This is a genomic window from Morganella psychrotolerans (assembly GCF_001676155.1).
In the GTDB taxonomy this organism is placed as follows: domain Bacteria; phylum Pseudomonadota; class Gammaproteobacteria; order Enterobacterales; family Enterobacteriaceae; genus Morganella; species Morganella psychrotolerans.
This window is the reverse complement of the sequence record NZ_LZEW01000001.1, coordinates 1,564,118-1,577,866: the sequence shown is the minus strand read 5'-3', so window position 1 is coordinate 1,577,866 and position 13,749 is coordinate 1,564,118. Positions and strand designations below refer to the sequence as shown.

Annotated in this window: 10 protein-coding genes and 1 pseudogene; 9 read left to right on the top strand and 2 right to left on the bottom strand. The window is 51.3% G+C overall.

The genetic code is table 11. The annotated features are described in order from the left end of the window. Nucleotides 1–81 precede the first annotated feature (81 nt). The 5 genes and pseudogenes from msbA to kdsB all read left to right on the top strand — a co-directional run bounded on the left by msbA (nt 82) and on the right by kdsB (nt 4,559). Nucleotides 82–1,828 (top strand): annotated as a pseudogene (msbA, locus tag AYY16_RS07655) (lipid A ABC transporter ATP-binding protein/permease MsbA). Nucleotides 1,829–1,857: 29 nt separating this feature from the next. Beyond that, nucleotides 1,858–2,901 carry a tetraacyldisaccharide 4'-kinase gene (lpxK, locus tag AYY16_RS07650; RefSeq protein ID WP_082970633.1) on the top strand — a complete coding sequence of 348 codons (1,044 nt, stop codon included), beginning with the start codon at nt 1,858–1,860 and terminating at the stop codon, nt 2,899–2,901. A 381-nt stretch (nt 2,902–3,282) separates the two neighbouring features. Continuing rightward, nucleotides 3,283–3,498: a cold-shock protein gene (locus AYY16_RS07645; protein WP_067364129.1), complete on the top strand. Its 216-nt coding sequence runs from the start codon at nt 3,283–3,285 to the stop codon at nt 3,496–3,498. A gap of 129 nt (nt 3,499–3,627) precedes the next feature. Then, complete coding sequence (locus AYY16_RS19665) at nt 3,628–3,804, top strand: Trm112 family protein (RefSeq protein WP_082970632.1); 177 nt, start codon at nt 3,628–3,630, stop codon at nt 3,802–3,804. A 5-nt stretch (nt 3,805–3,809) separates the two neighbouring features. Beyond that, nucleotides 3,810–4,559 (top strand): 3-deoxy-manno-octulosonate cytidylyltransferase, encoded by a 750-nt coding sequence (kdsB, locus tag AYY16_RS07640; RefSeq protein ID WP_067364126.1) that lies wholly within the window; start codon nt 3,810–3,812, stop codon nt 4,557–4,559. Nucleotides 4,560–4,613: 54 nt separating this feature from the next. Here kdsB and elyC read toward each other — a convergent pair whose 3' ends face one another. Next, complete coding sequence (elyC, locus tag AYY16_RS07635) at nt 4,614–5,405, bottom strand: envelope biogenesis factor ElyC (protein ID WP_067364122.1); 792 nt, start codon at nt 5,403–5,405, stop codon at nt 4,614–4,616. 209 nt (nt 5,406–5,614) lie between these two features. Here elyC and cmoM point away from each other — a divergent pair, with 209 nt between their 5' ends. The 4 genes from cmoM to mukB are packed head-to-tail and all read left to right on the top strand — an operon-like array spanning nt 5,615 to nt 12,930. Beyond that, nucleotides 5,615–6,400, top strand: coding sequence for a tRNA uridine 5-oxyacetic acid(34) methyltransferase CmoM (gene cmoM, locus AYY16_RS07630; protein WP_067364119.1), 786 nt, complete (start codon nt 5,615–5,617; stop codon nt 6,398–6,400). Continuing rightward, nucleotides 6,397–7,722 carry a chromosome partition protein MukF gene (mukF, locus tag AYY16_RS07625; RefSeq protein WP_067364116.1) on the top strand — a complete coding sequence of 442 codons (1,326 nt, stop codon included), beginning with the start codon at nt 6,397–6,399 and terminating at the stop codon, nt 7,720–7,722. The genes cmoM and mukF overlap by 4 nt, the downstream gene beginning before the upstream one ends. Next, the gene (mukE, locus tag AYY16_RS07620; protein WP_067364113.1) at nt 7,703–8,449 is read left to right on the top strand and encodes a chromosome partition protein MukE; all 747 of its coding nucleotides are present in this window, start codon (nt 7,703–7,705) and stop codon (nt 8,447–8,449) included. Before mukF ends, mukE begins: the two co-directional genes overlap by 20 nt. After that, nucleotides 8,446–12,930 (top strand): chromosome partition protein MukB, encoded by a 4,485-nt coding sequence (mukB, locus tag AYY16_RS07615; RefSeq protein ID WP_067364110.1) that lies wholly within the window; start codon nt 8,446–8,448, stop codon nt 12,928–12,930. The genes mukE and mukB overlap by 4 nt, the downstream gene beginning before the upstream one ends. Nucleotides 12,931–12,996: 66 nt before the next feature. Here mukB and AYY16_RS07610 read toward each other — a convergent pair whose 3' ends face one another. After that, nucleotides 12,997–13,674, bottom strand: a complete 678-nt coding sequence (locus tag AYY16_RS07610; RefSeq protein ID WP_067364107.1) for a hydrolase — start codon at nt 13,672–13,674, stop codon at nt 12,997–12,999. Nucleotides 13,675–13,749: the final 75 nt, after the last annotated feature.

The following is a 13,749-nucleotide window of genomic DNA, read 5'->3' as shown; positions in this document are numbered from 1 at the left end:
GCTGGTTCAGTGCATGGTTTGGTGATCAGCCGATAAACGGGTAATATAGGCAGCTAATTTTTAGTATTGGTAAACGCAATAATGAAAGATATTGATATTTCAACCCGGCAAACATTTCGCCGGTTATGGCCGACAATTGCACCTTTTAAATCAGGTATCATCGTAGCGGCTGTTGCGTTAGTCATAAATGCGGGGGGCGATGCATTTATGCTGTCGCTGCTCAAACCCCTGCTTGATGAAGGTTTCGGCAAAGCCGACAACGATTTTCTCCGGATGATGCCTCTGATTATCCTTGCGCTGATGCTGGTGCGCGGAGCATCGAGTTTTATTTCCGGCTATTGCCTTTCCTGGGTGTCAGGCAAAGTAGTTATGGTTATGCGCCGTAATCTGTTCCGTCATATGATGGGGATGCCGGTTCCTTTCTTTGACCAGCAATCCACCGGGACACTGTTATCCCGTATTACCTATGATTCTGAGCAGGTTGCTTCTTCTTCTTCAGGTGCGCTGGTCACTGTTGTCCGTGAAGGTGCTTATATTACGGCACTGTTCGGACTGATGTTTTATAACAGTTGGCAGCTTTCGCTTATTTTGATTGTTATTGCCCCGATTGTGGCGGTGGTTATCCGCAAAGTCTCTGTCCGTTTCCGTGAAATCAGTAAAACTATGCAAAGCGGAATGGGGCAGGTGAGTGCCAGCGCGGAACAGATGCTGAAAGGGCATAAAGAAGTGCTTATTTTCGGCGGGCAAAAAGTCGAAAATGACCACTTCGATAAAGTCAGCAATGACATGCGCCGCCAGGGTATGAAGCTGGTTACCGCATCTTCTATTGCCGACCCGATTATTCAGATAATCGCGTCTTTTGCCCTGGCATTTGTACTGTTTGCCGCCAGTTTTCCTGAAATTAAAGACGCACTGAGCGCCGGTTCTATTACGGTTGTGTTCTCATCAATGGTCGCGCTGATGCGTCCGTTAAAATCTCTGACGAATGTTAATGCACAGTTCCAGCGCGGTATGGCTGCATGTCAGACCCTGTTTGCGCTGCTGGATCTGGAGCAGGAAAAAGATACCGGCACCAAAGTGCTGAAAGAAGTTAAAGGGGATGTGAAATTTGAAGATGTCACTTTCACTTACCCGGGAAGAGAACAACCCGCACTGAAAAACGTGTCATTCACTATTCCTCAAGGTAAAACCGTGGCACTGGTGGGACGTTCCGGCTCCGGAAAATCAACAATTGCCAATCTTATTACCCGTTTCTATGAAATCGACAGCGGGCATATTGTGATTGATGGTAACGATATCCGCGATTATACGCTGGCTTCCCTGCGCAGCCAGGTGGCGCTGGTATCGCAAAATGTGCATCTGTTCAATGATACCGTGGCGAATAATATCGCGTACGCGACAGAAGGGAAGTACAGCCGTGAGCAGATAGAGAAAGCGGCAGAAATGGCGTATGCCATGGACTTTATCAAAAAAAATGGAAAAAGGACTGGATACCGAAATCGGTGAGAACGGTGTTCTGCTTTCCGGCGGGCAGCGTCAGCGTATTGCCATCGCCCGCGCGCTGCTGCGTGACGCCCCGATCCTTATCCTCGATGAAGCAACCTCAGCGCTGGATACCGAATCTGAGCGTGCGATTCAGTCCGCTCTGGATGAATTACAGAAAGACCGCACCTGTCTGGTAATAGCACACCGCTTATCGACCATTGAGAAAGCAGATGAAATTCTGGTTGTGCAGGATGGCGAAGTGCAGGAGCGCGGCTCACATGCTGAACTGGTGAAACAACCGGGTATCTATGCACAGCTCTATAATATGCAGTTTGGTAAGTAACGGGCATAACGATTAATTGACTGACAATAATGATTGAAAAAATATGGTCCGGCCGCTCAAAACTGCATCTGCTGCTTTTACCGCTCTCCTTTCTGTATGGTGCGGTAAGCGGTCTGCGCCGTTTGTTGTTTCGTCTCGGACTGAAAAAATCTCGGCGGATGCCGGTACCGGTTGTGGTGGTGGGAAACCTGACCGCAGGCGGTAATGGTAAAACACCGGTGGTTGTCTGGCTGGCGGAGCAGCTTATTGCCCGTGGATATCGCCCCGGTGTGGTATCCCGTGGTTACGGCGGAAAGTCAGACAACTATCCGCTGCTTATCACACCGGAAACCACAACTGCACAGGCAGGTGATGAACCGGTTCTGATTGCCCGGCGCACCGGGGTTCCGGTTGCCGTGGCTCCCCGGCGGGCAGATGCTGTCGATGCAATTTTGCAACACAATCCGGTGGATGTCATCATCACGGATGACGGGTTGCAGCATTATGCGCTGGAGCGCGATATTGAAATCGTGGTAATTGATGGTGAGCGCCGCTTTGGTAACGGCTGGTGGTTACCGGCCGGCCCCATGCGTGAACGTGCCGGACGTCTGAAAAGTGTCGATGCGGTGATAACCAACGGCGGCACAGCACTTGCGGGTGAGGCAGCAATGTCTCTGGTGCCGGGCGAGGCAGTTAACCTGGCTGACGGCACACGCAAACCGGTCAGTGAGATTGGTGAATGTGTGGCGATGGCGGGCATTGGTCATCCGCCACGGTTTTTCAGTACCCTGGCGTCTCTCGGTATAACGCCCGCTGAATGTATTTCCTTTCCTGATCATCAGTCGTACAGCCGTGATCAGCTGTCCGCACTGGTAAAACCGGGCCAGTCACTGCTGATGACGGAGAAGGATGCAGTGAAATGTTTTGCCTTTTGTGAACCTGACTGGTGGTATTTACCTGTCAGCGCCAAATTTACTGATGAAGCCGGCAATAAAATTCTGGATAACGTTATATTTCACATAGAAAACAATATACCCAACGTCATTCGGGATGCAGGCAGGCGGCAAGGGAAGACCGACCGGGAGCATACATAAGTATGTGACCCGGCGGGCTGAGCGAAGCCAACGAACCTGCAGTTTGAATGAATAAGGGTATAAAGGGCTTGTGCTTTTTATGTGAATGTGGCTTAATCATTAAGTTGTATTTCTGTGATGTATTTCATATATCACTGTGCAACCAATCCGCGTGTAACTCTATTTTTGATTCCGCTGTCATAATTTTTTCACACCACCTTGCTAATCTTGTGGTGTGGATGACCGGATCCCGCGGAAAACGGTATGTTTTGTGGTCTGACTTCTTTCCGGAAGTGTCCGCAAACAATATAAAAAAATAATAAAAAAATAGTGTCCTGCTCAAAAAGGAGCGGACATAGCCGCTGTGAATATCATTCATCGCGGTGATAAAAGGAGTTAACTATGTCTAAACAATTACAGCTTGGCCGCGTCAAATGGTTTGATGCAAAAGAAGGTTATGGTTTCATCTCTCCGGTAAACGGCGGTGATGACATCTGGGTTACCCGCAAAGGGATCGCTAATTCCCGTAACAAATTACTGAGCGAAGGGCAGGAAGTTGAATTTTCACTGACCCGTGGCAGTTACGGTATTGCAGCCAACGATGTGATCGCACTGTAAGCGCGGTCTGGCAATAACAAAAAAGCAGTACAACACGCGATTATCTCCGTGATATCGCAACAACAGAGTTAACGGTGAGACCAGGCTTATGTTATTCTGAGCCAACGTTTTTATCTCATTGGGGGACGTATGGATCACCGTTTACTCGAAATCGTAGCCTGCCCGGTTTGCCACGGCAAACTCAGTTACGACAAACAAAATCTTGAACTCATCTGCAAAGGCTGCCGTCTGGCCTATCCCATCCGCGACGATATCCCTGTCTTATTAGAGAATGAAGCCCGCGAAATGCCGGCCTCTGAAGGATAATCTCCATGTTTACAGTTATCATTCCTGCGCGCTATGCATCCACCCGTCTGCCCGGAAAACCGCTGGCAGATATCCACGGGAAACCTATGGTTGTGCGTGTGATGGAGCAGGCAAAGCGCTCTGGTGCTGCGCGGGTTATTGTGGCAACCGACACACAGGCTGTGTTTGATGCGGTGACAGCGGAAGGCGGTGAAGTGTGTATGACGCGGGCTGATCATCAGTCCGGGACTGAACGCCTAGCAGAAGTGATTGATCACTATCAGTTTGCGGATGATGAAATTATCGTCAATGTTCAGGGGGATGAACCCCTTATCCCTGAAAGTATTATTGCGCAGGTCGCCGGAAATCTGGCTGCCAGTGAAGCCGGAATGGCAACACTTGCGGTAAAAATTACCTCAGCGGAAGAAGCGTTTAACCCGAATGCAGTTAAAGTGGTGATGGATAAACAGGGTTACGCACTCTATTTTTCCCGCGCGACTATCCCCTGGGATCGCGAACGTTTTATGCAGAGCCGCGACACAGCCGGGGATAATTTCCTGCGCCATATCGGAATATATGCTTACCGCGCCGGGTTTATCCGCCGCTATATCCAGTGGGCGCCAAGCCCTCTTGAGAAAATCGAGATGCTCGAGCAACTGCGTGTATTGTGGTACGGCGAAAAAATCCATGTCGCACAAGCGCTGGTGGCGCCGGGAACCGGTGTGGATACACAGGAAGATCTGGACACTGTGCGGACATTATTTCTGTCCCGCTGAGCCGGAACAAACAGAAAGAAAAAACGCGGAATTTTCCGCGTTTTTTATTGCCTGCTATTCCTCTTTTTCTGTGGTTTTCACCGCCTGCCACAGACGACCCAGTCCTTCATACCAGACCCGCTCGCTGTGAGACAAATAATAGGCAGACGGGATAGTTTTCTCCCAGATATGCAGCGGCGTGGTCACTGCCAGCTGATTTGCCGGTGCCGGGATCGGGTGCAATCCTTTTGCATCAAAAAAGGCTTTGGCGCGCGTCATGTGATTCGCGGATGTGATAAGCAGGAAAGGCGCATCGCCAACCACTTTTTTCACTTCTGCCGCTTCTTCTTCAGTATCTTTCGGCAATATCAGCGGCAATGTACGTTCAGGTGCGATCCCCAGTGATTGTGCGACCTGTGCCGCAACTTCGGCGCTGCTGATGCTGTTCATACCCGGTCCGCCGGTAAAAATCAGGGTGGCGTGCGGATAAACAAGCCCGAGGCGCACGCCCTCTGCCACACGCGGCAGACTGTTACTGATAAGGTTTGCAGAAGGCGACCACTCCGGATTCCAGGTAAAGCCGCCACCGAGTACCACGATATAGCGGATGTCCTGCTGCTGCACAGCCTGCGGCGTGATTATCTCATAGCGCTTGTCATACGGTTTTTCAGCGGGTAACAGTAGCCAGTCGGCGACAGGCTGGAGGCTGAGCAGCACCAGCAGCAGCCAACTGACACTTATCAGGGCTTTTCCGGTTTTCTGCCGGGAGGTAAACCACAGCAGCAGCAGACCGGCAAGCATCACCAGCAGCAGAAACGGCAGCGGCATCAGAAAACCGCCAAGGTATTTTTTCAGGGCAAACAGCATCAGCACACCTTAAATATGATTGATTTATCACCGGTTAATGATAGTTGACTACACAAATCGGGTGACATTAAACAAAGCTGTGACACAATAGTTACGGACTCTGCATAGTGCACGGCTGTGCCCTGCAATACAATTGAATATAGTCACTCCGCGCGGGAAACCGGCGGAAACTTACCGATAAAATACTCCCGGACTGAATACAGGTTTTCATGGTTGATCGTAATTTTGACGATATCGCGGAAAAATTCACCCGCAATATATATGGCACAACAAAAGGGCAAATCCGTGAAGCGGTTGTCTGGCAGGATCTTGTTGCCTTACTGACACGTCTGCGGCCGGGTCCGCTGCGCATTCTTGATGCCGGTGGCGGTGACGGGTTCTTTTCCCGCCGCCTTGCGGCAATGGGCCATCATGTTGTTTTATGTGATCTGTCCGAAGAGATGATTTTGCGCGCACAGAAGGCCGCAGAGGACGATGGCGTGGCAGAAAATATGTCCTTTATTCATTGCGCAGCCCAGGATATCGCACTTCATACTGACGGTGAGTTTGATTTGATCTTGTTTCATGCCGTTCTGGAGTGGATAACTGATCAAAAAGGTGCAATTGAAGCGCTGACCGCTATAATAACGGGCGGTGGAGTATTGTCGTTAATGTTTTACAATGCGAACGGACTTGTCATGCGAAATGCGATATTAGGCAATTTTCATCTGGCAACGCCGGACATGCAGCGCCGCCGCAAGCGTTCATTATCGCCGCAGAATCCCCTTATGCCTGAACAGGTTTATCAGTGGCTGGATGACTGCCGCCTTACCATTGAGGCGAAAACCGGGGTGCGGGTTTTTCATGATTATCTGCAAAGCCGTCAGTTACAAAACCGCGATTTTCCGGCGCTGCTGGCACTGGAGCAACGTTATTGCCGTCAGGAGCCTTACATCAGTTTAGGCCGCTATATTCATGTTATGGCACGGAAACCCGAACAGAAGGATGGACAATGAGTGAGTTTACCCAAACAGTCCCCGAGCTTGTGGCATGGGCGCGAAAAAATGATTTCGCCATCTCGCTGCCGCCGGAACGGCTGGCATTTTTACTGTCTGTTGCTGTGCTTAACAGCGAACGCATAGACGGCGAAATGAGTGAGGGGGAACTGGTCGATGCTTTCCGTGAGGTCTGCAAAGGCTTTGAACAGACAACGGAATCTGTCGCGGTACGTGCCAACAATGCCATCAATGATATGGTGCGCCAGAAATTATTTAACCGCTTTACCAGCGATATGTTTGAGGGTAATGCGATTTACCGGCTGACCCCGCTCGGGATCGGCATCAGTGATTATTATATCCGTCAGCGTGAATTTTCCTCACTGCGTTTATCCATGCAGCTCTCCATTGTCGCAGGCGAACTGAGCCGCGCGGGTGATGCCGCCGAAGAGGGTGGTGATGAGTTTCACTGGCACCGTAATGTGTTTGCGCCGCTGAAATATTCGGTTGCGGAAATTTTTGACAGTATTGATATGTCGCAGCGCATTATGGATGAGCAGCAAAATGGCGTGAAAGAAGATATTGCCAAGCTATTGAATCAGGACTGGCAGGCGGCGATTGCCAACTGTGAGCAGTTACTGTCAGAAACCTCACTGACTCTGCGCGAGCTTCAGGATACCCTGGAAGCCGCCGGTGATAAGTTACAGGCTAATCTGCTGCGCATTCAGGATGCGAACATGACAACCACCACCGGATCTGAGCTGGTGGATAAACTGATTTTTGATTTGCAGGCGAAGCTGGATCGCATTATCAGCTGGGGTCAGCAATCTATCGACCTGTGGATTGGCTATGACCGCCACGTCCATAAATTTATCCGTACCGCTATCGATATGGATAAAAACCGTATTTTCTCACAGCGTCTGCGCCATTCTGTTCAGCACTATTTCGACTCTCCGTGGGCGCTCAACGTGGCAAATGCCGATCGCCTGCTGGACATGCGCGATACAGAGCAGGGCCTGCGTGACGATGAAGTGACCGGCGAATTGCCGCCTGATCTGGAATATGAAAAGTACAGTGAGGTCAACGAACAGTTGGCAGCCATGATGGAAAGCGCGTTAGCTGTGTATAAAGCGCAGGGAAAACGATTGGATCTGGGTGCGGTTCTGCGGGATTACCTTATGAGATATCCGCGTCAGCGCCAGTTTGATGTGGCGAGAATTATTGTGGATCAGGCCATCCGGCTCGGCGTTGCCGATGCCGATTTCTCCGGCATCCCGGCAGAATGGTCAGCGATTAATGAATACGGAGCAAAGGTGCAGGCACATGTCATTGACACATATTGAACCATTTATGCCGGCAAAGCTGGCTCAGGCACTTGCCAATACCCTTTTTCCGGAGCTTGACAGTCAACTGCGCGCCGGTCGCCATATCAGTGTGGATGACCTGGATAATCACGCGTTCTTAATGGATTTTCAGGATGAACTGGAAGGCTTCTATGCCCGCTATAATGTGGAATTAGTCCGCGCACCGGAAGGTTTCTTTTACCTGCGCCCGCGTTCGACCACACTTATCCCGCGCTCCGTACTGTCCGAACTGGAAATGCTGGTGGGCAAAGTGCTGTGCTACCTGTATCTCAGCCCGGAACGTCTGGCAAATCAGGGGATTTTCACAACCGCTGAGCTATATGAAGAACTGCTCTCTCTGGCGGATGAAGCTAAGTTACTGAAAGTCATTAATAACCGCTCTACCGGTTCTGATCTCGATAAACAAAAATTACTGGAAAAAACCCGTGGCGCGCTTTATCGCCTGCGCCGGTTGGGAATGGTCACATTTGTGGGGGCTGATAACAGCCAGTTTGTGATTTCTGAATCTGTTTTCCGCTTCGGTGCGGATGTGCGCAGCGGTGATGACCCGCGTGATGCGCAGTTGCGCCTTATCCGTGATGGTGAAGCGCAATCGCTCGCCGAAGATGAAAATACCCCGCGCGGCGACAGCCCGGATGAAGAACCGGATGATAATAATGAACATGAAAATGATAACGCGACGGATGAAGCGGAGGATGAAGAATGATTGATCGTGGTAAATTCCGCTCACTCACGTTAGTCAACTGGAACGGCTTTTTTGCCCGCACGTTTGATCTGGATGATCTGGTAACAACCCTCTCCGGAGGTAACGGTGCCGGTAAATCCACCACTATGGCCGCGTTTATCACTGCCATGATCCCGGATCTGACGCTGCTGCACTTTCGTAACACCACGGAAGCGGGCGCGACATCCGGCTCCCGCGATAAAGGGTTGCACGGAAAACTGCGTCCCGGTGTCTGCTATGCCATGCTGGATGTGCTGAACTCCCGCCATCAGCGTGTGCTGGTGGGCGTGCGCCTGCAACAAATCGCCGGGCGTGATAAAAAAGTTGATATCAAATCATTCATGATCCAGGGGCTGCCGACACAGTATTCACCGACGCAAATCGTCAGTGAACAACTGGGCGAACGCCAGGTGCGGGTTCTGCCGCTCCATGATTTAAAAACCCGCCTTGAAGATATTGAAGGCGTGCATTTTAAACAGTTTAACTCGATTATCGACTACCATTCTGTCCTCTTTGACATGGGTGTTATCCCGAAACGCCTGCGTTCGGCTGGTGATCGCAGCAAGTACTACCGGTTGATCGAAGCCTCGCTTTACGGCGGGATCTCCAGTGCCATCACCCGTTCCCTGCGCGACTATTTACTGCCTGAAAACAGCGGCGTGCGCAAAGCGTTCCAGGACATGGAAGGTGCACTGCGGGAAAATAGGATCACGCTGGAAGCTATCCGCGTAACACAATCTGACCGTGACCTGTTCAAGCACCTGATCACTGAATCAACGGCATATGTTTCTGCGGATTATATGCGTCACGCCAATGAACGGCGTGTACATATTGACCAGGCGCTGGTTGTACGTCGTGATCTGCTCGGCAGCCGTAAACAACTGATCAGCGAGCAGTTCCGCCAGGTGGAAATGTCCCGCGAACTGGCTGAACAGACCGCCTCTTCTGCGGATCTGGAAACCGATTTTCAGGCCGCCAGTGACCATCTGACATTGGTGCAAACGGCGATGCGCCAGCAGGAAAAAATCGACCGTTATCAGTCTGATGTGGAAGAACTGACCTTCCGCCTGGAAGAGCAGACGGAAGTGGCGGAAGAGGCCACTGAGCTGCACAGCGAGTATGAAGAGCGTAATCAGGTCGCCGAAGAAGAAGTCGATGGGCTGAAAAGCCAGTTAGCCGATTATCAGCAGGCTCTCGATGTTCAGCAGACCCGCGCTATTCAGTATCAGCAGGCTATGCAGGCACTGGAGCGCGCTAAAACATTATGTCAGTTACCGCAGCTGGATATTGATTCACTCGATGAATGGCTGGAAACCTTCCGCGCCCGCGAAGAGGAAGCGACGCAAGCCCTGTTGCTGCTCGAACAGAGAATGAGTGTATCGCAGGCCGCGCACAGTCAGTTTTCGCAGGCGTATGACCTGGTAAAATCGGTGGTTGGTGAAGTCAGCCGCAGTGATGCCTATCAGACCGCGCGTGAGTTACTGCGTGATTTACCGTCACAGCAGATGATGGCAGATCGCGTACAGCCACTGCGTCAGCAGTTATCCGAATTAGAACAACGTCTTCACAGTCAGCACAACGCACAGAAAGCCCTGGATGATTTCTGCAAACGTGTTGGTCAGCAGGTTGAGGCTGACGGGCTGGATGAGATGCTGATGACCCTTGAGGCGCAGCAGGAAACCCTCAGTGTCAGCGTCAGCGAAAGCGGTGAACGGCGCATGGAAATGCGCCAGCAGACTGAACAGCTGAAACAGCAGATCCAGACACTGACCGGTAAAGCACCGGCCTGGCTGGCAGCGCAGGAAGCACTCACTCAGTTGTGCGAACAGTCACATGAAACATTCAGCAGCGCCAATGATGTGACGGAATACATGCAGCAGTTGCTGGAGCGCGAGCGCGAAGTGACGGTTGAGCGTGATGATGTGGCGCATAAAAAAGCGCAGCGCGAAAAAGATATTGAGCGGCTCAGTCAGCCGAGCGGTGCCGATGACAGCCGGATGTTAGGGCTGGCGGAACGTTTCGGCGGCATGCTGTTATCTGAGATTTATGACGATATCACCATTGATGATGCGCCGTATTTCTCCGCGTTATATGGTCCTGCGCGCCACGCGATTGTGGTGCCGGATCTGAACGCGGTACGCCCGCATCTTGATGCGCTGGAAGATTGCCCGGAAGATATTTATCTGATTGAAGGGGACCCGCAGTCGTTTGATGACAGCGTCTTTACCACAGAAGAATTAGAGCGCGCGGTGCTGGTGCGCAGTACTGATCGTCAGTGGCGCTATTCCCGCTTTCCGTCAGTGCCGCTGTTCGGTCGCGCGGCGCGGGAAAACCAGCTTGCCGTTCTGGAAAATGAACGTGATGAACTGGCAGAGCGCCTGGCAACATTGTCCTTTGATGTCCAGAAAATGCAGCGTGCCCACCAGGCATTCAGCCGTTTTGTCGGGAAAAATATTTCCATTGCGTTTGAAAATGACCCGGAAGCGGAAATTCGCACTCTGAGTCAGCGCCGCAATGAACTGGAGCGCAGTTTATCACAGTTTGAAGACCAGACCGTGGTGGCCCGTCAGCAGTTTGTCCAGGTGAAAGAGAACCTCGGCATTCTGAACCGGCTTATCCCGAATGTCGCTCTGCTGCTGGATGAAACGTTGCAGGATCGCGTTGAAGAAGTGCGTGATTCATTATCGGAAGCACAAGAGTCTGCCCGCTATCTGCAACAATTCGGTAATGCCCTGAATAAACTGGAGCCGATGGTTTCTGTCTTACAGAGCGACCCCGAGCAGCACGAAGCGCTGAAAAACGACTACGGACAGGCGAAACAGACACAGCAGCAGGCGCGTCAACAGGGATTTGCTCTGGAAGAAGTCGCACAGCGCCGTCAGCACTTTAATTACAGTGAATCAGCCGGCATGCTGACTGAAAATGCCGATCTCAATGATAAATTACGTCAACGCCTGGAACATGCTGAATCTGACCGCAGCCGCAGCCGTGAAATGTTGCGTCAGCAGCAGGCGAAATGTGCTGAATTTAATCAGGTACTTGCGTCGCTGCGCAGCTCGTATGAAACCAAATCTGACATGCTGCGCGAACTTGAGTGCGAAATGAAGGATATCGGCGTACAGGCGGATGCCAACGCGGAAGCGCGTGCCCGTGAACGTCGTGATGAGCTTTACAATCAGGTCAGCCATAACCGCGGACGTATCAATCAGCTGGAAAAACAGCTGGGGATCGGCGGGTCGGAAATGGACAATCTGCAAAAACGCCTGCGTAAAGCAGAGCGCGATTATCAGCAGATCCGCGAACAGGTTGTTACTGCGAAAGCAGGATGGTGCGCGGTAATGCGCATGGTGAAAGAGAGTGGCGTTGAGCGCCGTCTGCACCGTCGTGAACTGGCGTATGAAGATGCGGACACACTGCGTTCAATGTCGGATAAAGCGCTCGGGGCTCTGCGCCAGGCGGTGGCGGATAATGAACACCTGCGTGATGCGCTGCGCCTGTCGGAAGATCCGAAACGACCGGAACGTAAAGTCCAGTTCTTTATTGAAGTCTATCGCCATCTGCGTGAACGTATCCGCCAGGATATCATGAAAACGGATGATCCGATTGATGCCATTGAGCAAATGGAAATCGAACTGGCGCGTCTGACGGATGAACTGACCGCCCGTGAACAAAAACTGGCGATCAGCTCAAAAAGTGTGGCAAATATTATCCGCAAAACTATTCAGCGTGAGCAGAACCGCATCCGTATGCTGAATCAGGGTCTTCAGGCGGTGGCGTTTGGTCAGGTGAACGGTGTGCGGCTGAATGTGAATATCCGCGAAAGCCATGCCACTTTACTGGACGTGTTATCGGAAGAGCACGAGCAGCATCAGGATCTGTTCGCCAGCCAGCGTCTGACCTTCTCTGAAGCGATGGCGAAACTGTATCAGCGCCTTAATCCGCAGGTGGATATGGGGCAGAGACTGCCGCAGACCATTGGTGAAGAGCTTCTGGATTACCGCAACTATCTGGAGCTGGATGTGGAAGTCAACCGTGGCTCGGACGGCTGGCTGAAAGCGGAAAGTGGCGCGTTGTCCACAGGTGAAGCGATTGGTACGGGGATGTCGATTCTGGTTATGGTGGTGCAGAGCTGGGAAGAAGAATCCCGCCGCCTGCGCAGCAAAGACATTGTTCCATGCCGCCTGTTGTTCCTCGATGAAGCCGCGCGTCTGGATGCGAAATCTATCGCCACTCTGTTTGAATTATGTGACCGTCTCCAGATGCAGCTGATTATCGCGGCACCGGAAAACATCAGCCCGGAAAAAGGGACAACATACAAACTGGTGCGTAAAGTCTTCAATAATCAGGAACATGTGCATGTTGTCGGTTTACGCGGCTTTGGTCAGCCGGATGAAACACCGGCACCGGCAGTATTACCGGAACCGGCTGATGAAGAGAATGACGAAGAGGAAGTACCGGATTAACCAGCCTTTCTGATCATTTTTTTACTGAAGACGGATGCGCATACATTATGCCCATCCGTTTTTTTATCAGCGCTGTGAATCAGGTACTTCATTATTGATAATCACTTCCTGCGCCTTGCTGTAGCTTTCAATCAGTAACTGATATGCGGGAAAGATTTGTGTATAAGCTTGTGCCCATTCAGCCGCATCCGGGCGATTCCAGGTTTTTTGCAGCTCAGAAGCGACAGCGGCGGTATCCATAGGAACGACACCTGCCTGAACAACGCGTGCGAGAGTGATTTCCTGTGCCATTTTGGTATAGGTACCGGATGCATCAATCACCGCGAAAACCTGATAGCCGTCTGCGACAGCACTGATAGCAGGGAAAGCCATACATACGCTGGTAATCGTTCCGGCAATAATAAGTTGTTTTTTACCGGAGGCTTTTACCGCTGCCACAAATTCCGGGTTATCCCACGCATTAATCTCACCTTTGCGGGCAATATATTGAGCATGCGGAGCATTCTGGTGAATTTCCGGGATAAGCGGGCCATTAGGGCCTTGTGGCACGGATGCAGTGGTGATCACCGGAATACCGGCCAGAGTGGCCATTTTTGCCAGAACAGCAGCACGTGCGCGTAATTCAGTCATCGGCATATCACCAACGGTCTGGAACAATCCGCTCTGGTGATCAATTAACAGCATCAGTGCATCATCAGGATTAATAACAGGACGCTGACCGTTGAAATTTGCAGGGTTACTCATTTTAAGATCCTTATATTAGATAAAGAGACAGTTATTCTTGTTTGTCCGGAGTGTTTATCAGAAATGCTTCGTTGT